The organism is Pseudofrankia asymbiotica (assembly GCF_001983105.1).
Taxonomy (GTDB): Bacteria; Actinomycetota; Actinomycetes; order Frankiales; family Frankiaceae; genus Pseudofrankia; species Pseudofrankia asymbiotica.
On record NZ_MOMC01000111.1, the window covers coordinates 1 to 24,386 of the forward strand.

19 protein-coding genes are annotated in these 24,386 nt (G+C 74.4%); 5 read left to right on the top strand and 14 right to left on the bottom strand.

The genetic code is table 11. The features are described 5' to 3' along the window. Positions 1–590: 590 nt before the first annotated feature. A complete protein-coding gene (locus BL253_RS36690) occupies positions 591–806 on the top strand; it encodes a hypothetical protein (protein WP_071047247.1) in 216 nt (71 codons plus the stop codon). Between the two features lie 98 nt (positions 807–904). On the opposite strand, the gene BL253_RS36695 is transcribed toward BL253_RS36690, so the two are convergent. Beyond that, positions 905–2,116 (bottom strand): tyrosine recombinase, encoded by a 1,212-nt coding sequence (locus BL253_RS36695; RefSeq protein ID WP_076822538.1) that lies wholly within the window; start codon positions 2,114–2,116, stop codon positions 905–907. Between the two features lie 475 nt (positions 2,117–2,591). Between BL253_RS36695 and BL253_RS36700 the strand changes: the two genes are divergently transcribed. Together BL253_RS36700 and BL253_RS36705 are read left to right on the top strand one after the other, a co-directional pair. Next, the gene (locus BL253_RS36700; RefSeq protein WP_076822517.1) at positions 2,592–3,260 is read left to right on the top strand and encodes a hypothetical protein; all 669 of its coding nucleotides are present in this window, start codon (positions 2,592–2,594) and stop codon (positions 3,258–3,260) included. Between the two features lie 2 nt (positions 3,261–3,262). Next, complete coding sequence (locus tag BL253_RS36705) at positions 3,263–4,156, top strand: PKD domain-containing protein (protein ID WP_076822518.1); 894 nt, start codon at positions 3,263–3,265, stop codon at positions 4,154–4,156. Between the two features lie 230 nt (positions 4,157–4,386). Here BL253_RS36705 and BL253_RS36710 read toward each other — a convergent pair whose 3' ends face one another. From BL253_RS36710 to BL253_RS45005, 6 genes are all read right to left on the bottom strand, one after another. Next, positions 4,387–5,085, bottom strand: coding sequence for an NUDIX domain-containing protein (locus BL253_RS36710; RefSeq protein WP_081439060.1), 699 nt, complete (start codon positions 5,083–5,085; stop codon positions 4,387–4,389). Further along, positions 5,082–6,818, bottom strand: coding sequence for a CTP synthase (locus BL253_RS36715; protein WP_076822519.1), 1,737 nt, complete (start codon positions 6,816–6,818; stop codon positions 5,082–5,084). The genes BL253_RS36710 and BL253_RS36715 overlap by 4 nt, the downstream gene beginning before the upstream one ends. Before the next feature lie 222 nt (positions 6,819–7,040). Then, positions 7,041–8,786 carry a DNA repair protein RecN gene (gene recN / locus BL253_RS36720; RefSeq protein ID WP_076822520.1) on the bottom strand — a complete coding sequence of 582 codons (1,746 nt, stop codon included), beginning with the start codon at positions 8,784–8,786 and terminating at the stop codon, positions 7,041–7,043. 59 nt (positions 8,787–8,845) lie between these two features. Then, positions 8,846–9,778, bottom strand: a complete 933-nt coding sequence (locus BL253_RS36725; RefSeq protein WP_076822521.1) for an NAD kinase — start codon at positions 9,776–9,778, stop codon at positions 8,846–8,848. Beyond that, positions 9,775–10,890 (bottom strand): TlyA family RNA methyltransferase, encoded by a 1,116-nt coding sequence (locus BL253_RS36730; RefSeq protein ID WP_076822522.1) that lies wholly within the window; start codon positions 10,888–10,890, stop codon positions 9,775–9,777. The genes BL253_RS36725 and BL253_RS36730 overlap by 4 nt, the downstream gene beginning before the upstream one ends. Before the next feature lie 13 nt (positions 10,891–10,903). Further along, positions 10,904–11,281: a hypothetical protein gene (locus tag BL253_RS45005; RefSeq protein ID WP_076822524.1), complete on the bottom strand. Its 378-nt coding sequence runs from the start codon at positions 11,279–11,281 to the stop codon at positions 10,904–10,906. Between the two features lie 567 nt (positions 11,282–11,848). Here BL253_RS45005 and BL253_RS36740 point away from each other — a divergent pair. Then, entirely contained in the window at positions 11,849–12,187 is a 339-nt protein-coding gene (locus BL253_RS36740; protein ID WP_076822526.1) for an SCP2 sterol-binding domain-containing protein, read from the top strand. A gap of 37 nt (positions 12,188–12,224) precedes the next feature. Here BL253_RS36740 and BL253_RS36745 read toward each other — a convergent pair whose 3' ends face one another. Together BL253_RS36745 and BL253_RS36750 are read right to left on the bottom strand one after the other, a co-directional pair. Beyond that, positions 12,225–13,373: an HAD-IIA family hydrolase gene (locus BL253_RS36745; RefSeq protein WP_076822542.1), complete on the bottom strand. Its 1,149-nt coding sequence runs from the start codon at positions 13,371–13,373 to the stop codon at positions 12,225–12,227. A 133-nt stretch (positions 13,374–13,506) separates the two neighbouring features. Continuing rightward, on the bottom strand, positions 13,507–13,938 hold the full coding sequence (locus BL253_RS36750) for a tetratricopeptide repeat protein (RefSeq protein WP_076822527.1): 432 nt from the start codon (positions 13,936–13,938) through the stop codon (positions 13,507–13,509). A gap of 595 nt (positions 13,939–14,533) precedes the next feature. Here BL253_RS36750 and BL253_RS36755 point away from each other — a divergent pair. Continuing rightward, positions 14,534–15,880: a DUF1015 family protein gene (locus BL253_RS36755; RefSeq protein WP_076822529.1), complete on the top strand. Its 1,347-nt coding sequence runs from the start codon at positions 14,534–14,536 to the stop codon at positions 15,878–15,880. Between the two features lie 170 nt (positions 15,881–16,050). Here the strand turns inward: BL253_RS36755 and BL253_RS40810 are convergent, their stop codons facing one another. The 5 genes from BL253_RS40810 to BL253_RS36785 form a co-directional block, all read right to left on the bottom strand. After that, the gene (locus tag BL253_RS40810; RefSeq protein ID WP_241835473.1) at positions 16,051–17,358 is read right to left on the bottom strand and encodes a hypothetical protein; all 1,308 of its coding nucleotides are present in this window, start codon (positions 17,356–17,358) and stop codon (positions 16,051–16,053) included. Further along, a complete protein-coding gene (locus tag BL253_RS42030) occupies positions 17,355–17,600 on the bottom strand; it encodes a hypothetical protein (RefSeq protein WP_131831674.1) in 246 nt (81 codons plus the stop codon). Before BL253_RS42030 ends, BL253_RS40810 begins: the two co-directional genes overlap by 4 nt. A 3,197-nt stretch (positions 17,601–20,797) precedes the next feature. Then, positions 20,798–22,057, bottom strand: a complete 1,260-nt coding sequence (gene argG, locus BL253_RS36775) for an argininosuccinate synthase (protein WP_076822535.1) — start codon at positions 22,055–22,057, stop codon at positions 20,798–20,800. Positions 22,058–22,664: 607 nt separating this feature from the next. Next, a complete protein-coding gene (locus tag BL253_RS36780; protein ID WP_081439062.1) occupies positions 22,665–23,276 on the bottom strand; it encodes an HD domain-containing protein in 612 nt (203 codons plus the stop codon). 214 nt (positions 23,277–23,490) lie between these two features. Further along, the gene (locus tag BL253_RS36785) at positions 23,491–23,682 is read right to left on the bottom strand and encodes a hypothetical protein (protein WP_131831675.1); all 192 of its coding nucleotides are present in this window, start codon (positions 23,680–23,682) and stop codon (positions 23,491–23,493) included. Positions 23,683–24,386: the final 704 nt, after the last annotated feature.

A 24,386-nucleotide genomic window follows, 5' to 3' on the forward strand; every position in this document is an offset into this window, starting at 1 on the left:
GCGCGGCGTGGGGTAGCGCGGCGTGGGGTAGCGCGGCGTGGGGTAGCGCGGCGTGGGGTAGCGCGGCGTGGGGTAGCGCGGCGTGGGGTGGCGCCGCAACCGGCGTGACGCTCCGTTACCGCCGCGTCGTCCTGCCGCCGGCTGCCCCCAACCGAGGCCGCCGACACCTGGTCCCCGAACGCGGGAGGCACGGCGAGCCCTCCACCAGCCAACCAGCGGACGCGGGGACCCGGCTACCGGCGGCTAAGTCCGATGAGGGACCATAGCAGTATCAACAAAACAGCTACGCCGTTGAACGGCATTCGTTCGCACGTGCCGGGTGGGTTTCACGGGCCCCGACGGTCCGACACCCCCGCACAAAGGAGTGACATTCAGTGACGATCACGTTCCCGTCGACACCCCAGGGGACCTGGCGGGAGCGCGAAGCGATCCAGCCGGGAAGGGCAACCGTCGGCACCGGTGGAATAACGATCCGTGACGTGCCGCGTATCGCGTCCAACCCCCCGCGCGCGGCGGGTCAAGATGGGCCGTACCGTTCGGGTTCACATACACCAACTGGATCTTCGGAATCAGGCGGGAGAGGTCGGGCAATGGCGGACGTGTCGGTTCGCTTCGCGATGACGAACGACAGCGAAGTGGTCCTCAACCTGTCGCTTCCGCAGGCACTGCGCCTGATGGAGGCGATCGCACGCAAGGTCGGCGAGACCCTGGCCGAGCGCAGTGGCCCGCCGGGAGTGGGTGGCGTCGTACCCTCGCCGCAGTCCGCGAACGGCATGCCAAGCCTCGGCCCGTACTCCCCGTCCTGACGATCCCGCGAGTCTGACCGCCGCGGGTCCGACCTCCCGCCCGGACCGGCGGCGTGTGGCGGCGGGCGGCGGGCAGACCGGCCGGTGCGGACCGTGGCTCAGACCAGCTGGCCCGGGCTCGTCCCGAGACGGTGGAGCCCGGGCTGGGGCGGCAGCGCCGCCCGAACACCCCGCACGGCTGACGGGCCAGCCCCGCGGCGGGGGCTCCCTTCGTCCAGCGCACGCGGATGCGCCGCCGCGTACACCTCCCGCAGCCGGTCCACCGTCACCAGCGTGTAGATCTGGGTGGTGCGCACCGACGCGTGACCAAGCAGCTCCTGCACGACGCGGACGTCCGCGCCGCCGTCGAGCAGGTGCGTCGCGAACGAGTGCCGCAGCACATGCGGCGACACCCCCTCGATCCCAGCGGTCACGGCCGCCGCCCGCAGGGCCGACCAGGCGCTCTGCCGGGACAGCCGGCCGCCGCGCCGGGACAGGAACACCGCCGCGCCGGACGCCGGCGTCACCAGCGTGGGCCGGCCCCGGCCGATGTAGGCCGACAGCGCCGCGACCGCGCACCGGCCGAGCGGCACCACCCGGTCCCGGCCGCCCTTTCCGTGCAGCCGCACGGCCGCGGCCACCGGGTCCAGGTCGAGATCGTCGACGTCGAGCCCGACGGCCTCCGAGATCCGCGCCCCGGTGCCGTACAGCAGCTCCAACAGCGCCGTCGAGCGTAGCCGCCGGACCATCTCCGCGGGATCCCCGGCGTCTCTGACCGCGACCATGTCCTCCAGCCCGTCGCCGGCGCCGGCCTCGCGTGCCGGCCCGGAATGCCCGGACTCGCGGGGCTCGCCGGACTCGCCCGCCTCCTCGTCGCGGTCCGCGTCGATGGCGGCGCCGCCCGCGGCCGCGGCCAGCACGGCCAGTACCTGGTCGACGGTGAGCGCCTTCGGCAGCCGCCGCGGCGGGGCGGGCGGGCGGATCGGTTGCGAGACGTCCTGCGCGACGTCGCCCTCCCGCGTCGCGAACCGGTGCAGCGAGCGGACGGCGACCAGCATCCGGGCGACCGACGCCGCCGCCAGCGGCGGGTGCTCATCGCTGCCGTTGCGCAGCGCCGAGGCGAACTCGCCCAGCGTCGCCTCGTCGACGTCGGTCAGCGAGCTCACGCCGCGGGCGGTCAGGTATTCCTGGTAACGGCGCAGGTCTCGCTGGTAGGCCAGCACGGAGTTGCGGGCGAGGCCACGCTCCCCCGCCAGGTGATGGAGGTAGCGAGCGGCCAGCTCCCCCGGATCCGCCGGGTAGGTCACGTCCACGGCCAACCGGCGCTCCATCGGCCGGGCCCGGACGCGCCGCGGCCCCACCCGCCAGCGCCCCGCCCCCGAGAGCCAGGCTCGCCGCAGCCGCGCGCCCCGCCCCCGAGCGAGCGGACACCGACGGCGTTGGCATCGCCCGCGGAGAGGGCGGCCATGTCGGGGCCAGACGCGCTGGGGTAGGTCACGTTGAGATCGAGGACCTCGGCCTTCATCATCAACCCGAATAGTAGGACCTACCGCCGACAGTTCTTGACAAGAGGAGTCCGCGCAGCGTTCTCCCGGCGCTATTCTGACGGATTGTGCGGACAGCATTCGTGACGTCACGTTACGCCGCACACATCCGGTTTTCCATGACAGCCGCCGGGGCGCGCGCAACCTCGCGGCCGGTCGGGGCGTCTTCTCAGAGCGACGGATCCTCGCCTCTGCCCATGTGGGCGCCCGCCCGCCACACCCGGCCGGCGGGGCACGCGTTCGCCCGACAAGGCGGCTCATCATGATCGCCGTACGCCGAGTGGCCCCCGCGCCGGCCGACACGCCGGCCGCCGGCCGCGGGCACCGCCGGAATCCGGCGCCTCGCGTCGCGACGGGCCTCGTCGTCGGCCTCGCGCTCGCGTTGACCGGCTGCGGCTCCCACGACGAACCGGCGGGCGCCGCGGCGCCCGCGAGGGGTGATCCCGCCCCGGGCTCCGGACAGGCAGGTGGCGTGGCCGGCTCGCCAGGCCAGACGGCCGCGGCATCACCCGGCGGCGGCACGCCCAGGCCGGCGAGCGACTCGCAGGCGGCCGCCGCCGGCGTCGTCACCGCGTACTTCGCGGAGATCAACAGTGCCAGCCGAGCCAGCCGGGTCGCCGACGTGACCGCGGCGGCACTGCCCGGCTGCCAGGCCTGCGCCCTCGACGTCGGCGTCACCCGCGGCTTCCAGCAGCGCGGCCTGCGCGCCGACGCCGACCCCTACGAGATCACCGACGTCACCGCCCAGCCACGGCAGGGCGTCGTGGTCACGGTGACGTTCACCGCCACGGCCCGGACCGTCGGGCTGCTCGACCAGGCGGGCCGCCGGGTCGACGCGGCGGCCGGCGTGCCCGCCCGCGCTGGCACCGCGGAGCTCACGCTCACCGGCGGCGGCTGGCTCATCCAGACGATCCGCTACGCGCGGAGGTAGCCATGACGCCGCCACGACCACGATTCACGACGCCGCGACGGCGTGCGCCACGCCTGCTGGCGACGGCCGCCCTGCTGGCCTGCTGGATGGCCGCGGCCTGGCTGCTGACGGCGGGTAACGCGCAGGGCACACCGACGGCGCCGTCCGGGACGGTTCCCTGCGGGAACGTGGTGTGGGCCAGCTGCGACACCCGGGCGACGGACGGCGGCTACCAGTACCGCTATCGCGGCGGCCAGCTCATCCCCGTGCCCATCGGCGGGTCGGGTCAGGGCCGCGCCGGCTGCGGCGCGACCTGCCCACCCGACCCGGCCGCGGTCTGTGACCTGCTGCTCGCCGTCGGCCCGAGCCCGGGCATGACCGCGCAGGAGCTGACCGCCTACAACCAGGCGATCGCGAACTGCCAGACCTGGCTCGCCGACCCCAACGGCATCCCGCTCGCCACGGTGCGCGCCCAGCTGGCCGACTACCTGCGCGAACAGCTGCTGCCGAAGCCTCGCCTGACCGTCCAGCCGAGCGGGCACAGCATCGCCGGGCTCGCGACGATCGTCTACACCCCCGTCCCGCCGACGTACACCTTCAACGTCGACCAGCCGGTCATCGCGACGATCAGCGCGGTCCCGACCTACCGCTGGGACTTCGGCGACGGCGGGACCGGACCCAACTCGCCCGGCCAGCCCTACGACCCGGCGATCTCGCCCCGCGACCATCCGGACGCCTACGTCACCCACGAGTACCGCCGCCCCGGCACCTACCAGATCACACTGACGGTCACCTGGGACGGCACGTTCACCGTCCCAGGCGTCGCGCAGGCCTTCCCCCTCGACGCGGTGACCCTGACGACGACGGCGCCGGTGAACGTCGAGGAGGCCGCCGGCGTCCTCACCGGCAACGACTGAGTCTCTGGTTCGCTCCGTGCGGGCGCGGCGCTCCGGCCCCTTCCCTTGCTTCGCGGCGGGAAAAGACCTCCGCGCCGCGTCCTCCTGCGCTCACGGGCGCTACGGCGACCTCCGCTGCGGCCCAACCCCTTCGCTTCGCTCGGGGCCGGGCCTCCGCGGAGGCCCGCCTCCGCGCCGCACGGTCACCCGCCGCTCGATGTCACCAACGCGAGGCGAGGCGCGCCTGCGCCTTACCCATGGTTGCCCGGGCGGGCGGCCCAGGGGGCGTCGGGTGAGCGGAGGGTGGCGAAGCCGATGTCGCGGGCGCGCGCGGCCGCGAGGATCCCGACGACGGCCATCGCGTTGGTGATGTCGCCCTCGAGCACCCGCGTCACCGCCTCGTCCAGCGGCACCCGGGCGACCGACATCTCGGCCTCCTCGTGCTCGCCGACGTACCGCTCGGCGGCGGGGATCTCCGACAGGTCCCTGGCGAGGAACACCCGGTACGCCTCGTCGGTCATTCCCGGCGAGGACCAGACGTCGGCGAGCACCGCCCACCGCCCGGCCCGCAGCGCGGCCTCCTCGGCGAGCTCCCTCGCCGCGGCGGTCGACGCGGGCTCGCCCGGCAGGTCGAGGATCCCCGCGGGCAGCTCCCACAGCGGACCGCGCACCGGGTGCCGGTACTGGCGGACCATCACGACCCGCTCGGCGTCGTCGAGCGCGACCACGCCGACGGCGCCGGGGTGGACGACGACGTCGCGCTGGGAGACGTCTCCGTCGGGCATCCGCACCAGGTCACGGCGGATCGCGATGATCCGCCCCTGGTAGGCGGTACCGCTCTCGACGACCTCGTAGCGGTGCGCGCCCGTGCCGACGGCGGCGGCCTGGCGCGCGTCCCGCTCCGGGGTCCCCGCGGGATCGGCGGCACCCGTGCGGGAGGCGGGGGTCACGAGGTCACCAGCGCGGCGCCGTCCCCGAGGCCACCGAGGCTCGAGGGGGCCTGGGCGTCCGGCCCGGCGGCGAGGTCCACCGGCAGCACGCCGCGGCGGCGGTCCGCGTAGGCGACGGCGGCTGAGGCGAGCCCGCGGAACAGTGGGTGCGCCCTGGTCGGCCGGGAGCGGAACTCGGGATGCGCCTGGGTACCCACGTAGAACGGGTGCACGTCGGGGCGCAGCTCGACGACCTCGACCAGCCGGCCGTCCGGAGAGGTACCGGAGAACACCAGCCCGGCGGCGGTGAGCCGGTCCCGGTAGTCGTTGGTGACCTCGTATCGGTGACGGTGCCGCTCGGGAACCTCAGGCACGCCGTACTCCCGGCGCGCGACCGTGCCGGGCACGAGCTTGCACGGGTAGAGCCCGAGCCGCATCGTGCCGCCCATGTCGCGCTTGCCGGCGACGACGTCGCGCTGGTCGGCCATCGTCGAGATCACCGGGTGCCGCGTGGCCTCGTCGAACTCGGTGGAGTTCGCCTCATCCAGGCCCGCCAGGCCGCGGGCGGCCTCGATCACCATGCACTGCAGGCCCAGGCAGATCCCCAGCGTCGGGATGCCATGTTCCCGCGTGTGCCGCAGCGCGTTGATCTTCCCCTCGATACCACGGACACCGAACCCACCCGGAATGATCATCCCGTCGATGCCGTCGAGCAGCGCGGYGGTGGCCTCGGGTGACGAGCACTCGTCCGAGGCGACCCAGCGGACGTCGACACCGGCGTCCACCGCGAACCCGCCGGCGCGCAGCGCCTCGGTGACCGACAGGTAGGCGTCCGGCAGGTCGATGTACTTGCCGACCATCGCGACCGTGATCCGGTGGGTGGGCTGGTTGACGCGACGCAGCAGGGTGTCCCACTCGGACCAGTCGACGTCCCGGAACGAGAGGCCGAGCCGGCGCACGACGTAGGCGTCGAGACCCTCCTGGTGCAGCACCTTCGGGATCATGTAGATCGACGACGCGTCCGGCGCCCCGACGACGGCCTCGTCGTCGACGTCGCACATCAGCGCGATCTTCCTCTTCAGCGCCTCCGGCAGCGGCCGGTCGGAGCGGCAGACCAGGGCGTCGGGCTGCAGGCCGATGCTGCGCAGCGCGGCGACGGAGTGCTGGGTCGGCTTGGTCTTCAGCTCGCCCGACGGGGCGAGATAGGGCACGAGGCTGACATGGACGGTCAGCGCGTTGTCCCGGCCGATCTCGTGGCGGACCTGGCGGATCGCCTCCAGGTAGGGCAGCGACTCGATGTCGCCCACCGTGCCGCCGACCTCGGTGATGACGACGTCGACGTCCGGGGTCGCGAGCCGGCGGATCCGGTCCTTGATCTCGTCGGTGATGTGCGGGACGACCTGCACGGTCTGGCCCAGGTAGTCGCCGCGCCGCTCGCGGGCGATGACGGCTGAGTAGACCTGCCCGGTGGTGACGTTGGCGCTGCCGTCGAGGTCGACGTCGAGGAAGCGCTCGTAGTGCCCGACATCCAGGTCGGTCTCGGCGCCGTCGTCAGTGACGAAGACCTCACCGTGCTGGAAGGGGTCCATCGTGCCGGGGTCCACGTTGAGATACGGGTCCAGCTTCTGCATGGTCACCCGCAGGCCTCGGGCCTTGAGCAGCCGCCCCAGGCTGGAGGCCGTCAACCCCTTGCCCAGGCTGGACGCCACCCCACCCGTGACGAAAATGTGTTTGCTGCTGCGTACCTGCGCCACGCACGCTCCCGTGGTTGCGACCTCAGACCGTTGGATCGTCCGATCAAGGCCTAGTGTCCAGCCGGCATTTCCCAGCTGGCCCACGGGACTTCACAGTAACACGCCCGCCCACCTGCCCAGATCCTCCCGCCCGTGGCCTCCGTCGCGCCCAACGCCCGCGAGCGAGGCGAAGTAGCCCCTCGGGACCCAAACCGCCGTGCCCGCACCGAGCGAACCAGCGAACTAGGGCGCGGCCTTGTCCGCGGCGGCGGCGGCGAGGAGCTCCTCGGCGTGGCCGCGGGCCAGGGTCGAGTCCTCCTGGCCGGCGAGCATGCGGGACAGCTCGCGGACCCGGCCGGCGTCGTCGAGGGCGGCGACGCCGCTGCGGGTCACCGAGCCGTCGGACGCCTTGCTGACCACCAGGTGCCGGTCGGCGAACGCGGCGACCTGCGGCAGGTGGGTGATGCAGATGACCTGGTTGGTGCGGGCGAGCTTCGCGAGCCGCCGGCCGATCTCGACCGCCGCCCGCCCCCCGACGCCGGCGTCGACCTCGTCGAACACCATCGTCACCCCGGCGTCGTCCGCGGCGAGCACCACCTCGATCGCGAGCATCACCCGCGACAGCTCACCGCCCGACGCGCCCCTGTGCACCGGCCGGGCGGGAGCGCCGGGATGCGGGACGAGGCGCAGCTCGACGTCGTCGACGCCCCCGGGCCCGAACGCGATCCTCCGGCCGAACATCGGCAGGCCGTTCGGGTCGTCGCGCTGCGAGACGACCGCGACGACGCGGGCACGTGGCATGGCGAGGCCCGCGAGCTCGGCGGCGACCTTCTCGCCGAACTCGTGCGCGGCCCGGGAGCGGGCCGCCGAGGCCTGGCCGGCGAGGTCGGCGAGCTCGTCGAGCAGGGCGTCGCGCTCGGCGGTCAGCGCCTCGGCCGAGTCGGCGCCGCCGTCCAGCTCGAGCAGGCGACGGCCGGCTTCCTCGGCCCAGGCCAGCACGCCGTCGATGTCGGTGCCGTGCGCGCGGGCGAGGGCGGCGAGGTCGGCGCGGCGCTCCTGCGTGGAGGCGAGGCGCGCCGGATCGGCCTCGATGCCGGCGGCGTAGGAGGCCAGGTCGGCGGCGACGTCGGCGAGCAGTACCGCGGCCTCGCGGATCCGGCCGCCGAGGTCGGCGAGCTCCGGGTCGAGGTCGGCCTCCGCGGTGACGGCCCGGCGGGCCGCGGAGACCAGGTCGACCGCGCCGGGCGAGCCGTCGCCGGCGGCCGGGTCGGCGACGAGGGCCGAGTGCGCGGTCTCGGCGGCGCGGACCAGCGCCTCGGCGTGCTCCAGGCGGCGCAGCTCGCCGTCCAGCGCGACGTCCTCGCCGGGAGCGGGGGCGACCCGCTCGACGTCGGCGAGCCGGGAGCGCAGCGACTCCGCCTCGGCGGCCCGCTCGCGGGAGCGCTCGGTGATGTCGGCGAGCTTCGCGCGCACGGCGGCCAGGCGGGTGTACCGCTCGCCGTAGCGGGCGAGCGGCTTGGCGACCGTCTCGCCGGCGAACCGGTCGAGCGCGGCACGCTGCGTGGACGTCTTGAGCAGCCGCTGCGCCTCGGACTGGCCGTGCACGGCGACGAGGTCCTCGGCGAGCTCGGCGAGCAGGCTCGCCGGGGCGGCCCTGCCGCCGATCTGGACCCGGGACCGGCCGTCGGCGATCAGCGTCCGGCCGATGACGAGGACGCCGTCCTCGTCGAGTTCACCGCCGGCGTCGCGCACCCGCGCGGCCGTCGACGAGTCCGCCGGGATGGTCAGGCGGCCCTCGACGAAGGCGCGGTCATAGCCGGGGCGGATCAGGCCGTAGTCGGCCCGTCCGCCGGTAAGCAGGCCAAGACCCTGAACAATCATCGTCTTGCCGGCGCCGGTCTCACCGGTGACCACCGTGAGGCCCGGCGCGAGATCGAGGACAGCGTCATCGATGACCCCGAGGCCACGCAGCCGAATCTCCTCGAACACGCCCCGAACTCTAGGGCATCAGTCGGCGAATCGGCACGAAGGGCGCTACGGGAAAGGCGTCAGTCGTCGAGTATGAAGTCGTCGGTGGGCTCGGAGAAACCGTTCTCGCGGGCGGCGCGGCCGCGCCAGCCCTCGACGGGAAGATGGAACTTCGCCACCAGCCGGTCGGTGAACGGCCGGCTGTGCACGACCGCGAGCCGGACCGGCCGGCGCCCCCGCACGACCTCGACCCGCGAGTGCGGCGCCACCGGCACGGAGCGGCGCCCGTCGCAGTAGATCACCCCCGGCACGGGCGGCAGCACCTCGATCGCCACCGTCGACGCTGGTGAGAGCACCAGCGGCCGGGCGAACAGCGCGTGCGCGCTGATCGGGGCCACCAGCAGCGCGTCCACGCCCGGCCACATCACCGGCCCGCCGACGGAGAAGGCGTAGGCGGTCGAGCCGGTCGGCGTCGAGCAGATCACCCCGTCGCAGCCCCAGYGCGACAGCGGCCGGCCGTCGATGCCGAGCACGCACTCCAGCATCTTGGCGCGCTCGGCCTTCTCCAGGGACATCTCGTTGAGCGCCCATCCGGAGTAGACGACCTCGCCGCGGTGGCGGACGGTGACGTCGACCGTCATCCGCTCGTCGACGTGGTACTCCTTGCGGATCACGGCGTCGACCGTGGCCTCGAGCGCGTCGGGCTCGGCCTCGGCGAGGAAGCCGACGTGGCCGAGGTTGACGCCGAGCAGCGGGATGTCGGCCGAGCGGGCGAGCTCGGCGCCGCGCAGCAGCGTGCCGTCGCCGCCGAGCACGAGCACGAGCTCGACCCCGACCGCCGCGCTCTCGTCACGCGGGACCGTGCTCGGCAGGGTCAGGCCCAGGAACCCCGCCTCGTCGGCCAGCATCCGGGGGGCGATCCCGGCGGTGGCGAGCCGGTCGAGCACCCACTGGGCGCGCCGGGCCATCCCGTCGCGGCGCGGGTGGGTGAGGACCAGGATCTCCCGGCTCATCGGGACGACCCCCCGCCCACCGCGGTGGTGGCGGCGGCCCGGGCGTCGCGGGCGGCCTGGCCGGCCGGACCGGCCGCGATCGCCTCGGCGAGCGCCGCCGGGTCCAGCGCGGGCGCACCCGCCGTCAGCCACAGCAGGTACTCGACGTTGCCGGCCGGCCCCGGCAGCGGGCTGGCGACCACGCCCCGCACGCCGAGCCCAAGGCCGCCAGCCGCGTGGGCGATCCCCTCGACGGCCTCGGCGTGCAGCGCGACGTCGCGCACCACTCCGCCGGCGCCGAGCCGCTCGCGCCCCACCTCGAACTGCGGTTTGACGAGCAGGACGAAGTCGGCGCCGCCGTCGGCGCAGGCGACGAGCGCGGGCAGCACCAGCCGCAGCGAGATGAACGACAGGTCGCCGACGACGAGGTCGACCGGCGCGCCGATGGCCTCGAGGGTCAGGTGCCGCGCGTTGGTCCGGTCGAGCACCCGGACGCGCGGGTCGGTGCGCAGCCGCCAGTCGAGCTGCCCGTAGCCCACGTCGACGGCGACCACCGAGGCGGCCCCCGCGCGCAGCAGCACGTCGGTGAACCCGCCGGTCGACGCGCCGACGTCCATCGCCCGCCGCCCGGCGACACGCAGCGCCGGTCCCCCGTCCGGGCCCGGCACGCCGGCCGGGGCCTCCGGGGCCGTCGGAACGTCCAGATCGCCTGGCCCGGCCGGATCGCCCGGCCCTCGAGAGGGCGCGGGGGCACCCGGCGCGGTCTCGTCCCGCTCGGAGGCGGCCGCCGGCCCGCTCGGCGTCGACGCCGCCGACGCCGCCGAGGGCGAGGGCGAGGGCGAGGCGGCCACGGCCACCTGGCCGGTCGGGTTCCGCGCCGCGGTGTCCAGCGGGGGGACACCGAAGGCGGCGAAGGCGCCAAGCAGCTTGTGGGCGCCGCGTGAGGCGAAGCCCGGGTCGTCGCCGCCGGTGACGGCGATCGAGGTCGTGGCGTCCACGATCGTCGCCGCCTTGGTCGCGGCACGCCCGGCGACGAGCACGCGCCCGGCGGCGATCGCCTCGGTGGCCTGCTCCCGTGAACGGGCGAGGCCGCGGCGGACCAGCTCGCCGTCAAGTCTCATCCTGCGTGCCACGGCTATCGCTCTCTCACCGCGGCCCGGGCCCGGGCACCGGCGGACCGGGACGCGGGAGGCCGCCGGGGACGGCCCGGGGCTGCCCGCCTGGGCGCCCGGGGGCACCAGCCGGGCCGGGGCGTGCCGGCTCCCCCGGCCGCGCCGGGCCGCCGGGGCGGCCGAAGGCGGCGCCCACCTGCTCGGCGTCCTCCGACGCGTCCAGTTCGGCGAGGGTGCCGGCGAGCAGCCGGTTGACCTCCTCGAAGACGGCGACGTGGTCGGCGACCGGCAGCTCGGGCAGCGCCGCGAGCGCGGCGGACGCCGCCCGCACGCCTTCGTCGCCGGCCCGCCCGGCTCCGGTCTCGTCCGGCGGCGCCGGGTCCGGACCGGGTGTTCCCGGCTCGGTGATCACCTGTCCAGCCTCCCGCGGTCGATGTCCGGTCGCACTGGCATGTTCTGGGACGTCCGCGGGGCCTCGATCGACGGGCCGCGTCCGGCCATCCCTAACGCTAGTGTCGCCTACGGCCGCCCGGAACTCGTGTCGCCCCAAACCCGCCCGGTGCGTCACCAGGGAAACGGCGTATCCCCGGCCATACGGCGCACCCCGACTCGGCGGCGTCGCGCCGTTCACCGAGCCACAGTCGCGGGCTCCCCGTCCTCTCCGGACTACCCGTGCACTGGCCGGATCGCCGAGGCCCCGGGGCTCCGCCGGGTTGACGACCCGGTTCCTGACATGTCGACGGCTGGGGAGGCCGCCGGTCCGGCGGGACCGCCGGGCGTACGCCGGCAGGTCCGGGCCACGGCCGCCACCCACGAAACACCCCAGATCCGGCACTCCCCGCGACACGACGCGCCGAGACGGCCGCCACCACCCGCGCCTGCCGGGCGAAAACGGCCCTGAGCAGGTAGGACGGTGGAGGCGCGCTTCGCCGGCCGGGCGCGGCCCGGATATCCAGCAGGGCTCGGGAGGACGATCACCGTGGCGGACCGGGAGCAGTGCGAGACCGCGCTGCGCGGGCTTGCCGCCCGCCTCGACCAGCTCGCCGCGCGCGACAGCCGCCCGCCGCGCGCGCCCAACCGGACGCTCATGTGCCGGCTGCCCGACCTTGGCACGTCCTACGTCGCCGAGCTGCGCGGCGGCTGCCTGCGCGGCATCGCCGAGGGCACCCACGCTTCCCAGATCACCTTCACGCTGAGCAGCGACGACCTGATCGCGATCACCGACGGCCGGCTCTCGGTGACCTCGGCCTGGGCGAGTGGCCGCCTTCGGGTCGAGGCCAGCGTGCGCGACCTCCTGCGCGTCCGTTCCCTGCTCTGAGAAAGGCAGCCGGCGGGCCGCGGCGGCGCGGTGGCGGTCAGGCCGGGACGGCAAGGTCCGCGCAGCCACGGGGACGGTCACTGGCTACCCGGCGCGGCGGGCGACCGGCGTCGAAAGCCGCCCAGGCGGCGAGGCAGGCGGCCCGCAGCGCGTCCAGGCCGTCATCCGGCACGCGGTCGCCACCAGCACCCTCGTCACCGCCCTCCGTCTCGCCGTGTGTGCCTCCGGCACCCCGCTCATGCCAGCGCAGGGTGCCCGCGTCGTCCACCTGGCACTCCCAGGCGCCGCAGCGGGCACGGCCGTCAGGGGCGAGGCGGGCCGGCGGGTGCGGGCGCAGCAGGCCGCGCAGGTCGTCGGCGAGCATGGTCGGACGGTGCGGGGGCCCGGCCGCGAGCAGCTCGGCGGGGGTCGCGACGCCGGTGAGCACCAGCAGCGTCGGCGTGCCTGTGCGGGCGCCGGCCTCGATGTCGGTGTCGAGCCGGTCGCCGACGATGACCGGCCGGCGGGCGCCGGAGCGACGCACCGACTCGGCGTGCATCACCGGCTCCGGCTTGCCGGTCACCAGCGGCTCGGCGCCGGTCGCCGCCCGGACCATCGCGACCAGGGCGCCGTTGCCCGGGGCGAGGCCACGCTCGGTCGGCACGGTCAGGTCCGCGTTGCTCGCGACCCACAGCGCCCCGGCACGCACCGCGAGTGCCGCCTCACTCAGCCGCTGGTAGGTCAGCTCGGGGTCGAATCCCTGGACGACGGCCAGCGGCTTGTCGCCCGCCGAGGTCACCGGCGTGAGCCCCTCGGCCGCTACGGCGGCGCGCAACCCCTCCCCGCCGACGACCAGTACCGCCGCGCCCGCCGGCAGCCGCTCGGCGAGCACGTGCGCCGCCGCCTGTGCCGACGTGATGACCTCATCCGGACGGGCCGGCACGCCGAACGCGGTGAGCCGGGCGGCGACCGCCTCCGGGGTACGCAGCGCGTTGTTCGTCACGTAGGCGGAACGCATCCCGCGCTGCCCGGCCGCCGCGATCGCCTCGGCGGCGTGCGGCACGGCGCCGTCTCCCCGGTAGATCACGCCGTCGAGGTCGAGCAGGGCGACGTCGAACCGCTCAGCCGGCGCCGCCGTGCCGCTCAGGGGCGGCCCATAGGCCGGGTCGATCCCCTGGCCACGGGTGGGTGTCCGCTCTCCGGCCACGGTCACCGCGCCGGCCCGCCGGCCATCGACCAGCGCGCGTCCGACCAGCGCGCGTCGCCGCCGGGCGTCAGCGTGGGAGGCACGCGTCCTGGTGGACGACGGAAGGACCGCTCTGGGTGGCCGCCCTCGTCGATCACGCGGAGCGGGCCCGGTTCAGGAGCGCGCGGGCCCCGCGCAGCTCCCGGCCGTAGTGCTGGATCTCCGGGCGCATCGCCGCGGCCAGGGCCAGGTGTTCGATCGCGGTGGGCAGGTCGCCGATGCGGCGGGCAGCCATCCCCAGGCCGAACTGGGCGTAGTCGTCGGTCGGGTCCTGCTCCACGATCCAGGCGAACGTCTCCCGCGCCGCGTCGTACTGCCCCGCGTCGAACTGGGCGCGGGCCAGCGCCTCGCGCGCGCTGCGTGACTCCGGCTCGGCGGCACAGGCGTGCGCCAGCAGCTGGATCGCCGCGTTGGCGTTGCCGTCTCCGTGCAGCGCGACACCGCGGGTGTACCAGTCGTACACGCTCCCGGCCGGCGAACCCGCCGGGCCGGACTGCCGCGCGCCCTCCTCGAACTGCTCGGACATCAGCGCCTCCCAAGACCTGCAACGCCAAACCGGTAGACCGTCATCCGTCCGGTGGGCGTCTCCGGCCGCCGCCGGTCGCGCCCTCGCCCACCCGCCCGTCAGCCCATCCGCGCCCAGCGCGGACCCGCCGAGGTCCTCCACCCGGGGCCGGGTGGAGGACCTGCCCGCCGTCCAGTGTCTCCGTTCAGACGCGCCGCGTACGTCCCTTCGTCGCTTCTCATGGCCCAGACCCGCTTCGTCGCCTGTGCCCGGTCCCATCCCACGCCACCCGTGCCCAGCTCCCGGTCCGCGCGGCCAAGGCGTTCCGAGCGGCCCAGGCCGTCCAGCGTTCAGGCGCCGAGGGCCGCCTCTCCTCGCACGCTCTGCTTTCCTCCCCCGTCGGGGGACGGGAATACAGGACCCGGCCAAGTGCCGGCGGTGGGACTCGCCGACGGTGGGACTTCCGGTCGCGAACCGTTCCGCCAGGGGGTCTTCCGGCCCAGCCTGGGACAGGGCTGTCACAGAGGCGCACAGACGCCTCAGCCGTGTGACCTGGGTCCCGTCACAGCCGCGCCGGCGAAGGTCCACGATCGCGCGGCCGCCGGTGGCCCCTACGATGCGGACCATGGTTGACGACGCCGCCGCTGCCGCCGCTACCGACGTGCCCTCCCCCGCCGGCCTGGTTCTCGCCCCGTTCCGGGCGGCCAGGTTCACCGCCGCCGCCGGGGCCACCGAGAACCTGGCGGCGCTGACGTCCCCGCCGTACGACGTGATCGACGACGCGGGGGTGACGGCGTTGGAGGCCGCCGACCCGCACAACGTGGTCCGGCTGATCCTGCCCAGGGACCGCTCGGCTGACGAGCCCGGCAGCCGCTACGCGCGCGCGGCCGAGACCCTGGCCGACTGGTTGGGCTCCGGCGCTCTGGCGCGCGACGAGGCGCCCGCGCTCTACGTCTACGAGGAGGAGCAGGACGGTCACCGCCAGCGCGGCCTCGTCGGCGCCGTCGCGCTCGCCGACCCGGACGCCGGGATCATCCTGCCGCACGAGAACACCATGGCCGGCCCGGTCTCCGACCGACTGTCGCTACAGCAGGCGACACGGGCCAACCTCGAGCCGATCTTCCTGCTCTACGAGGGCGGCGGCGAGACCAGCCGGATCGTCGCGGAGACCGTCACCACCGAACCGCTGCTGGACACGGTCACCGATGACGGCGTCGCGCACCGGATCTGGGCGTTGAGCGAGCCGGCGACGCTCCTCACGATCGCCACCGACCTGCTGCCGCGCCGCGCCGTGATCGCCGACGGCCACCACCGCTACGCGACCTACCGGCACTACCAGGCCGAACGGCACGCCGCCGGCGACGGCCCCGGCCCGTGGGACTTCGGTCTGACCTTCCTCGTCGACGCGACCGTCTCCGGCCCGCAGGTGCATCCGATCCACCGGGCCGTGCGCGGCCTGTCCGTGGCCGAGGCCGCCCGCCGGGCGGAAGGCGCGTTCACCGTGCGTCAGCTGACCGCGGCGGGCACGACAGGCCGCGTCGACGTCACGCTGCTGCTCGACGAGCTGTCCAAGGCCGGCCAGGCCGGGCACGCGTTCGCCATCACCGACGGCCGCGACGCCTACCTGCTGACCGAGCCGAGCGCCGAGGTGCTGACCCGCAGCCTGCCGGCGGACCGCTCGGCGGCGTTCCGCGGCCTGGATGTCACGGTCGCGCACCTGACGCTGATCAGCGACGTCTGGGGCCAGGAGGACAAGGTCGGCGTCGTCGACTACTTCCACGACGCCCCGGCCGCGATCGCCGCGGTGGCGGACGGCGCCGGCACCGCGCTGCTACTCAACCCCACCCCGGTCGCCGGCGTGACGGCGGTCGCCGGGGCCGGCGAGCGCATGCCGCGCAAGTCGACCCTTTTCACCCCCAAGCCCCGCACCGGCCTGCTGATTCGCCTGCTCGACGAGTCCTGAACCGCGACGGCGGCCAGACCTACCGGCCTGGCCGCCACCCGCCACTCGCCACCCGTCGCACGCACCGGTCCGGCGCCGGACCGCGCCCGCTCGTATGAGCGCGGCGCGGGCCGGCGCCGGGAACTCCCGGCGCTCAGACGGCAGGGATACGGGCGGCGGCCCGTCGTCCGCTAGTCGCCCGTGTCCTCGTCGTCGGCGGGGCCCTCGCTCTTAGCCTCGGTGGGGGCTTCCTGACCCAGCGGCAGGCGCTCGGCGGCTGGGATCTCGCGCAGGCCCAGATCGCTGAACAGCACGCTCAGGTCCGGCAGGCCGCCCGCGGGACGGGCGGCCTCGCGGCGAGCCGGCTCGGGCTCGACGTCGGCCGGCTCACCGGTGCCGAGGAGCGCGAGTGACGAGCTCCCATCGTCGAACAGCACCGGCGCGACGACCTTCGCGCCACCCGACTCCCGGGAGTCGCCCGAGTCCTGGTCGCCCTCCGCTGAGGCCTCATCGCTGATCGCCACGTCCGGGCCACCGGCCACCACGTCGCCACCGGCGGCCTCCTGGCTCGACGTGCCGGCGCCGCCCGGCACGACGTCACCCGAGGACGCCACGTCAGCCGAGGACGCCACGTCAGCCGAGGACGCCACGGCGAGCGAGTCAGTCACGGCGGCCGAGTCACTCATGGCGGCCGAGTCGGTCACGGCACCCGACTCAGTCACGGCGTCCGAGGCGTCCGCCGCTTCGGGCGCCGACGTTGTGGCGACGACCGGCTCGTCCGTGGAGGTGGCCTTCCGGGCGTCCTCGGCCGCGAGCTGGGTCATGAGCTCATAGGCGCGCTCGTTGGCGTCGGTCTCCTCCTCCTCGTCGATCGCCGCCGCCGCCTCGAACGCCCGCAGCGCGTCCCCCGGCCGGCCCGCGTCGAGCAGCGCCTCGGCGTAGGCATACCGCAGCCGGGCCGTCCACGGCCGTGGCTCGCCGGGCCGGGTCGCCTCGTCGTGGAGCAGAACGACGGCGGCCTCCGGCTGCCCGAGGTCACGGCGCGCGCCGGAGCCGACCATCAGCAGCTCGGCGTGCCCAGCCGGGTCGAGCGTCTCGATCGACGGGTCGGTGAGGTAGGCGACGGCCCGCTCCGGGCGGCCAAGTCCGCGCTCGGCGTCCGCGATCATGGGCAGGTAGCGCGGCGAACCGTCCATCCGGCGGGCCGTGCGCAGTTCGACCAGCGCCGTCGCGTACTCCCCCGCGTGGTAGGCCGCGATGCCGGCGGCCTCCCTGGTCGCGGGCAGCCGGGCCGCGAGGCTCGCGGCCGCGCGGCCATGCGCGAGAGCGAGCGCCGGGTCGTCATCCAGGAACATCGCGGCGGCGACCAGGTGGCGTGCCACCACCTCGGCGAGACCGACCGGCAGGCCGCGCAGCTCCTTGCGGACCTCCAGGTCGAGCAGCTCGGGCTGCGCCTCGTCCGGCAGCGGCGGCGCCTCGACGCGTGGCCGGGTGGTCAACGCCGGCCCCTGGCCGCGTTCTCCCGGCCCGGCCCGACGATCCGTGACCCGCCCGGCGCGCCGGACCGGCCGGCCCGCATCGCCCTCATGCCCACGCGGCCCGCGTCCGGGAGCACCCGGCCGTGCCGCGGCACCGCCTCGCGGCCCCCGGTCACCGGCCCGAGGCGCACCCTGGCCGCGCGGCGACGTTCCCCAGCCGCCTTCGCGCCGGGGCCCTCTCGCCGCACCGGCCGCGTCGTCACGGGAGGCACCCGCCTCCCGACGGCGGTCCACGGACGCCGGCCGAGTCGAGGCCCGGTCGCCCCCCGTCTCGCTGGTGGTCCCGTGGGCCGCCGTGCCTCCTCCGGCCGGCGCGGGCGCGGCCGGGCCGTTCTGGCTCGCCGTCGCCTGGCCGGGCGCCGTGGCAGGCGCCGCCGCCGGCGCGGTGGTGCCCGGCCCTGCCGGCGGCGTGCGGCCGACGGTGGGCTCGGCCGATGTGGTCTCTCGGGCTACGGGCGCCGCGCCCTCGGCCGGCAGCGCCCAGGAGGGCGGACCCGTCGGGCGACGCTCGCCGCGATCACGGTCGTCGCGGGTGCTCCGGCCGTCGCCGTGCCCGCTTTCGCGCCCCTGACGACGGTCGTCCCGGTGGCCGCGGTCCGGTCCGCCCGCGGCCCGGTCCTGGCGCCCGGCCGGCCGGTCGTAGCGCTGGCCGTCTCGCGACCCCTGGTCGGGCCGCGGCGAGCGATGAGGCGTCCGACCATCCTGGGCGCCACCCGCCCGGTCACGAGCACCGCCGGCGCGGCCCGCGCCGTAGCCGCTGGAACCACCAGAACCGCTGGAACCACTCGGCCGGTCACTCCGGTAGCTGGAACCGCCTGCACGGTCACCCCGGTAACCGCCAGAACCGCTCGAACCGCTGGAACCGCTGGAACCGCTCGAACCGCTGGAACCGCTGGAACCGCTGGAACGGTCGCCCCGGTAGCCGCCGGTTCCGCTGGAACCGCCCGCGCGGTCGCTCCGATAACCGCCGGAACCGCCCGGACGGTCGCTCCGGTAACCACCAGAACCACTTGGACGGTCACTTCGGTACCCGGAACCGGCCGCACGGTCACCCCGGTAACCGCCAGAACCGCTGGATCCACCGGATCCAGCTGATCCGCCTGAATTGCTGGAACCGCCCGCACCGTCATTCCGATAGCCACTGGAACCACCGGGACGGTCACCTCTGTAACCGCTCGAACCGCTCGTCCGGTCGCCACGGTAGCCGGAACTACCCGTACGGTCACCGCTGTAGCTGGAGCCACCTGTGCGGTTACCGCCGTAGGTGGAACCGCCCGCGCGGTCACCACCATGGCCGGGACCGCCTGTGCGGTCACCGCCGCGGTCCGGCCGCTCGGATCGGTCCGTTCCTGTTCCTCGCCGGTCCGCCTGGCCGGGCCGGTCGGACCAGGTCGGCCGACTGGGGCGCTCGCCGCGGTGATCATCCGCCCGGTCCGGTCGGCCAGCGCCCGTGGGCCGGTCGGAACGCCCGCTCCAGCTGGGACGCTCGGAACGCTGCCCGGCCCCGCGCCCCCAGCTGCCGGACTGGCCGGCCCCGCTGGCACCGCCTCGACCGGCGGATCCGTCGCGGCCGGACGGACGGTCGTCCCGTCGATCGCTCCGCTCGCCGCGCTCCTGCCATGGGCGCCCTGGCCCAGCTGGACGGTCGCTTCCGTGGCCGTCCCGCGCCGGCCCAGCCCGATGGCCCCGGTCGGCCGAACCAGCTGCCTGGCCGAAACGACGCGGGCGCTCCCCCGGCCCGTTCGCATCCGCGGACCAGGGACGCTCCGGCCGGCCGCCGGGACGCTCGGCACGGCTGTCACCGCCGGAACGGGCCGCCGCGCCCCAACTGGTCTGGCGGGTGCCGGCCGGCCGGCCACCGGCCGCGTCGCGCCCACCTGGGCGGCCCCCCTGCCCGGCATGGGTGGACGGCCCGGCGCCGCCTGACCTCTCACGCCAGCCGGAACCACCCCGTCCGCCGGAGGCACCATCGCCGGCCGGGCGGTTACCTCCACGGAACCCGTCTCCGCCACGGGCGCCAGGTCCACCGCGGGCGTTGTCGCCGCCACGAAAGCCGTCGCCACCACGCGCGCCAGACCGGTCAGCACCGCCAGCACCCGCGTACGGCCGGCGGTTGCCCCGGTCGTCGCCGTCGCGGCGGTAGGAACCGGCGGGCGCTCCCGCGGGGCGGTCCGGCCGGGCACCGCCGGCTCCGCCAGCACCGCCGCGGGGACGCTCACCACTGCCCCATCGGGTCGCCGAACCGCCGGCACCACGGCCCGCGGTTCCGGCGGAGCCGCGTTCGCCGCGGAAGCCATCCCGACGCCGGTCGTCGCCCGACCCTCCGGCCTCGGCGGGTCGCTCACGCGACCATCCAGTCGCCTCACCACGTCCGGAGGCCTCGTCGCGCCGGTATCCTCCGGCGGCCCGGTTCGGCCCGCCGGCGGCCGAGGGCCGATGCGGCCGCTGGGCGCCCGCGCCCCCTGCTCCCCTCGGCTGGCCGCCGGCCGCGCGCCGCGCGCCCGCACCGCCACCGGCCGAGCGGGACCAGCCGCCGGCGCCGCCGTTTCCGCCACCGGCGCGGCCAGCGCGACGCGGGGCGGGGGTGGACCCTCGGGAAGCCGACGGACGTGCTGGCTCCCCACCTGTGGGAGACGGAGGGACTGCAGAGCTCGACATCGTCATCGCTTCCGATCGGCCCACGCCATCGTGGGTTCCACTGTTGACTTCTAGTTACGGTCGTCTGGCTTCATGACCGTGTGGTGCTTCGTGACCGTGCGGCCCACTGGCCGCCTTGCCCACACACCCCACCCGTGGGGTGGGCGGTGCCGCGCAGATTCCGACGCGGCTGCCCGCGCGGGCCGCTCCCACCAGCCGCGAAGGGCTGGCGGTGGCCCGCCGGCCGGCGGCCCGCCGCGGGATCGGCGTGACCGGCGCGGCCCTCGAAGAACGGGCCCCGGTGAATCGGCCGAGAGCCCGCGAACACGGCCGGCGCCGCGCCGGATGAACGCCGACGCTGGGACCCGCGCTGTCCCAACGACGGGTCACCAGCGCTGACAGGCACATCACCTGACGGGCGGAGCCGCTGATACGAGACACGTCACCACCGGACCCCGCCCGGGCAGGTGTGCTACCTCAGGCGGCGCTGACGACGCGCCGTCTTCTACGGTAGTCCTCCGCGCGGGCAGGCCGCGGCCAGTGTGCCGATGGACGCCCGTGGCTCGGTGTTTCCGTGAGCTTCACCGGTGTCGTCCGTCACCTGCTGCCCGAAGACCCCTTGTGCCACAGGCATGGGTATGGGCGGCGGCAGGAGAGGGACCATGGGTCAGCCGCGGGCGGCGGCGGTGAACCCGTCGAGTCAAGGACTCTCCGTGGAGGCCGCCCGATCTCCGTCTCCCGGTGGCGCCCAGGCAGGTTCGCGCTACTCGGTCTCGAGGAGTCCCTGGACCTGGCCAGCGCGGGACGCCGTCCGTGCGCCGACGCCGAGCACCTGCAGAAAGCCTTCGGAATCCTTGTGGTCGAAGGCTCCGACCCGGCTCATCGACGCGTCCTCCTCGCTGTAGAGCGAGTGCGGGATGTCCGCCGCGCCGGCGAAGTTGACGGTGCCCCGGTAGAGCTCAAGGGTGATCGAGCCGGTAGCGAGCTGGGCGACCTCGGAGACGACCTTGCGCGCGAGCTGCGAGCCAAGGTCCTCGCCATAGGCCTGGTACAGCTGCTCGCCGAGGAAGTCCGACGCGAACTCGAAGATCTTCCTGGCCCGGCGGTCGAGAATCGTCTGCAACAGGTACTCGTAGGCGCTGCCCAGCAGCTCCATGCCGGGCGCCTCATAGACACCACGGGACYTCACTCCGACGAAACGGTTCTCAACCAGGTGCAGGTTGATGCCGACACTGTGCCGGCCCCCGATCTGGTTCGCGAGCTCAAGGACCTCCGCCGCGTCCGAGACCGCCTGGCCGGCGATGGAGACCGGGCGGCCCTTCTCGAACACGACCGTGACCAGCTCCGGCTGGTCAGGGGCGTCGACCGGGCGGACACCCATGATCGGGTTGACGAAGTTGGCGCCGGTGGTCAACGACTCGAGCACGCCGGCCTCGTGCGTCAGGCCGAGGAGGTTGGCGTCGGTGGAGTAAGGAGACGTGCGGGTGGCCCGGATCGGCAGGCCGTGCTTCTCGCAGTAGTCGATCATCTCCTCGCGCCCGCCGAAGGTGTCGAGGAAGGCCTGGTCACGCCAGGGCGCATAGACGGAGACGCTGGGCGCCAGCATGTTCGGGACGAGCTGGAAGCGGGCCTGGTCGTTGCCCCGGCCGGTCGCACCATGGCTCAGGATCTTGATGCCACGCTCGAGGATGTGCGGAAGCATCCCGCGGATCGTGACGTACCGGCCCAGCGGAGTCGTGTTCCAGTACCGGCCTTCATACCGGGTGAGGCCCTGAACGGCCTGAATGCCGGCCTCGCCCATTTCGGTACGCAGCGGGACGACGACGGCCTCGACCGCGCCGCACGCCTTCATCCGCTCCGCGACGACGTCGAGGCCCTCGCTCTCGTCGGGTTGGCCGAGGTCCGCGGTGAAGCAGATGACCTTGACGTCGTGCGAGGTCAGCCAGTGAGTGACCGTGCAGCTGTCAAGCCCACCCGACGCGAAGAAGGCGACACTCTCGCCCTTGAGGTCCTTGATCTCCATGTCGTCCCGCTCCCGTCCGATGGACCAAGTTGGATCCGTGACCAGCCAGCATCAGGCCGGCCGCCATCGGCGGCTCCGGATGCCCGAATCTCCCGCGTTCCGCCGCATCACGACGACAGTTCCCGGCGTCCCCGCCGCTCAGCGACCCTGACCGGGTCAGCGACGGACTACAGCCTGCCTGGCCAGCGGCCCGCAGCCCCGCCCCGGACGCTGTGACCTGACCCGCACCTGCACCGTAATTCTATACACACCTTCGCATGTTCATCCAACACCCATGCGCCAGACCACCCGTCACGCGGCCTGTGCGTCGCCGCGGAGGCTGTGCCGCATCGAGTACCCGCGCGAACGGACGCTCAGCCACTTGCCCGAGCACCCGCCTCGCGGCTGCTGGACCACTGGTCGGGCGGCCGAGAACTCGTCGAGCCACCCGACTGTCAGGCCACCCGGCCGTAGGCCAGGCGGCAGTCAGGCCAGGCGGCAGTCGAGCCGGACCCCTCCCGACGACCCGTCAGTGGCCCCTTGTCCGGCCGCCCGGTCGTCGGCAGCCGAACGATGGCCATCGGGCTGGGCTAGTTCCTGGCGGCCCGGCCTCCTGATCCAGCCCCGGTCAGTCGGCGGCCGTGGAGCCAGATCGGCGCGGGGCCGCCATCAGAGCGCGGATGAGCGGCTCGTAGTGCTCCATCGGGTTGGTCGGGTAGCCGGGGTCGAACGAACTCTGGTCGTATTCGGCGCAGAACTCAGCGGTGAGGTCGAAGTTCGGGTTGCTGCGGTGTCTGTCCCGAAAGTTCCGATCGAGTCCGACATGCTGGAAGTAGTAGTAGCCCTGGAATTCGGCGTGGTACCGGACCATCCAGTGGAGCTCGGACGACACGAACGGCTTCACAATGGCGGCGGCGATGTCGGCGTGGTTGTACGGGGCGAGGGTGTCGCCGATGTCGTGCAGGAGCGCACAGAGCACGTAGTCATCGTCGCGGCCAGCCCGTTCCGCCCGGGTCGCCGCCTGCAGGCTGTGAGTCAACCGGWCTACCGCGAAGCCGCCATGCTCGCCGCCCAACAACCCCAGATGGGCGAGAATTCGATCGGGCAGGCCGCGTTCCAGTTCCTCGTTGGCCTCTCCGATGATGTGCCAGTCCTGCGCGGTGCCCTCGGTCATCGCCCGGAAGGACGCCCGCCTGGTCATCGGCGAGATCCCCGTGCTCGCGGTAGTCAGCTGGCTCATCAGTTCCTCCAGGTGCCGGTGCCAAGGACGACGACCGCCTTCCACCATCCCCCTCCTGTCGCCTCCGCGTACCCGGTTCGGGCGCACTCGCGGATCCAGGCTCACGGCATGGTTCGAGCCATCCATTCCGTCGGCATTGCCGCCCGCTGCTCACCCTCCGGCCCCACCGTTCGGCGGAACAGGAACACGGAGTCGAGACCGCCGAGAGAGCGTTTCAAGGCCGGCGTACACGAAGGGACGCCCGGTAGTCGCCCGGGTCCGGTCCCTCGGCCGTCTTGTCGGGTCCCAGCCGGACGAGGCTGACCTCGCAGCAGCCCGCGACCGTGGCGGTCGAGGCGAGGCTCGGATGGGTATGCAGCTCGATCGTCGTCGCCGCCTGGCCAGGAACGGTCGCCGACAGGGCCACGACCGCATCGCCCGCCCAGACGCACTGGACGCGCTCCGACGCCGGGCAGCGGCCATCCTGTGTCACACCGATGAAGGTGAGCGTCAGCCCGCGGTCAGACGCCCGCCAGATCCCGCCTGGCGCCAGCGTGAACTCACTACTCGCCGGCTCTGTCGGCGGAGCGGGTCGAGCCGAGGGACTCGGCGTGCCAGCAGGTCCTGACGAGATCGTTTCAGCAGGTCGATCGGATCCGCCAGGCGAAGGGGCGGCCGATGGGGCTGTTGGCGGCGGTGTCGCTGATGTCGCTGTCACAACCGGCGTGACGAGGCGGCCCGGGGGCATGGCCGTCGTGTCTCCGGAGCACGCCGCCGTCAGCAGCAGCACGAGCGGCGCCCCTCCCAGGAGAAATGCCGCCATCCGCCGGCGTCGGGAGTCCATCATCGGCCACCTCCACCCGTCGAGCCCGATCTCGTCGTCTTGGACGAGAGCATGACCGCGGCGGTTCCACCAGACGCACAAAACGTCCGGCCAGCCCCGAGGCGAGGAGGACCGAACTCATCATCTGGCGGACAAGCGACGGCGTCCGGGCCACCGCCGGGACCTTCCGGGGGATCTGCGCGCGAGATCCCCCGGAGATCAGGTCGGTCCCGCGGAACGCGGAGATCAGGTCGGTCCCGCGGAACGCGGAGATCAGGTCGGTCCCGCGGAACGCGGAGATCAGGTCG

What these genes read in the sequence shown, in the direction of transcription:
- BL253_RS36700 (WP_076822517.1), top strand. Translation starts at nt 2,592, where the DNA reads ATGATCGCCGTACGCCGAGTGGCCCCCGCGCCGGCCGACACGCCGGCC.
- BL253_RS36705 (WP_076822518.1), top strand. Translation starts at nt 3,263, where the DNA reads ATGACGCCGCCACGACCACGATTCACGACGCCGCGACGGCGTGCGCCA.
- BL253_RS36695 (WP_076822538.1), bottom strand. Translation starts at nt 2,116, where the DNA reads ATGGAGCGCCGGTTGGCCGTGGACGTGACCTACCCGGCGGATCCGGGG.
- BL253_RS36755 (WP_076822529.1), top strand. Translation starts at nt 14,534, where the DNA reads ATGCGGACCATGGTTGACGACGCCGCCGCTGCCGCCGCTACCGACGTG.
- BL253_RS36690 (WP_071047247.1), top strand. Translation starts at nt 591, where the DNA reads ATGGCGGACGTGTCGGTTCGCTTCGCGATGACGAACGACAGCGAAGTG.
- BL253_RS36750 (WP_076822527.1), bottom strand. Translation starts at nt 13,938, where the DNA reads ATGTCCGAGCAGTTCGAGGAGGGCGCGCGGCAGTCCGGCCCGGCGGGT.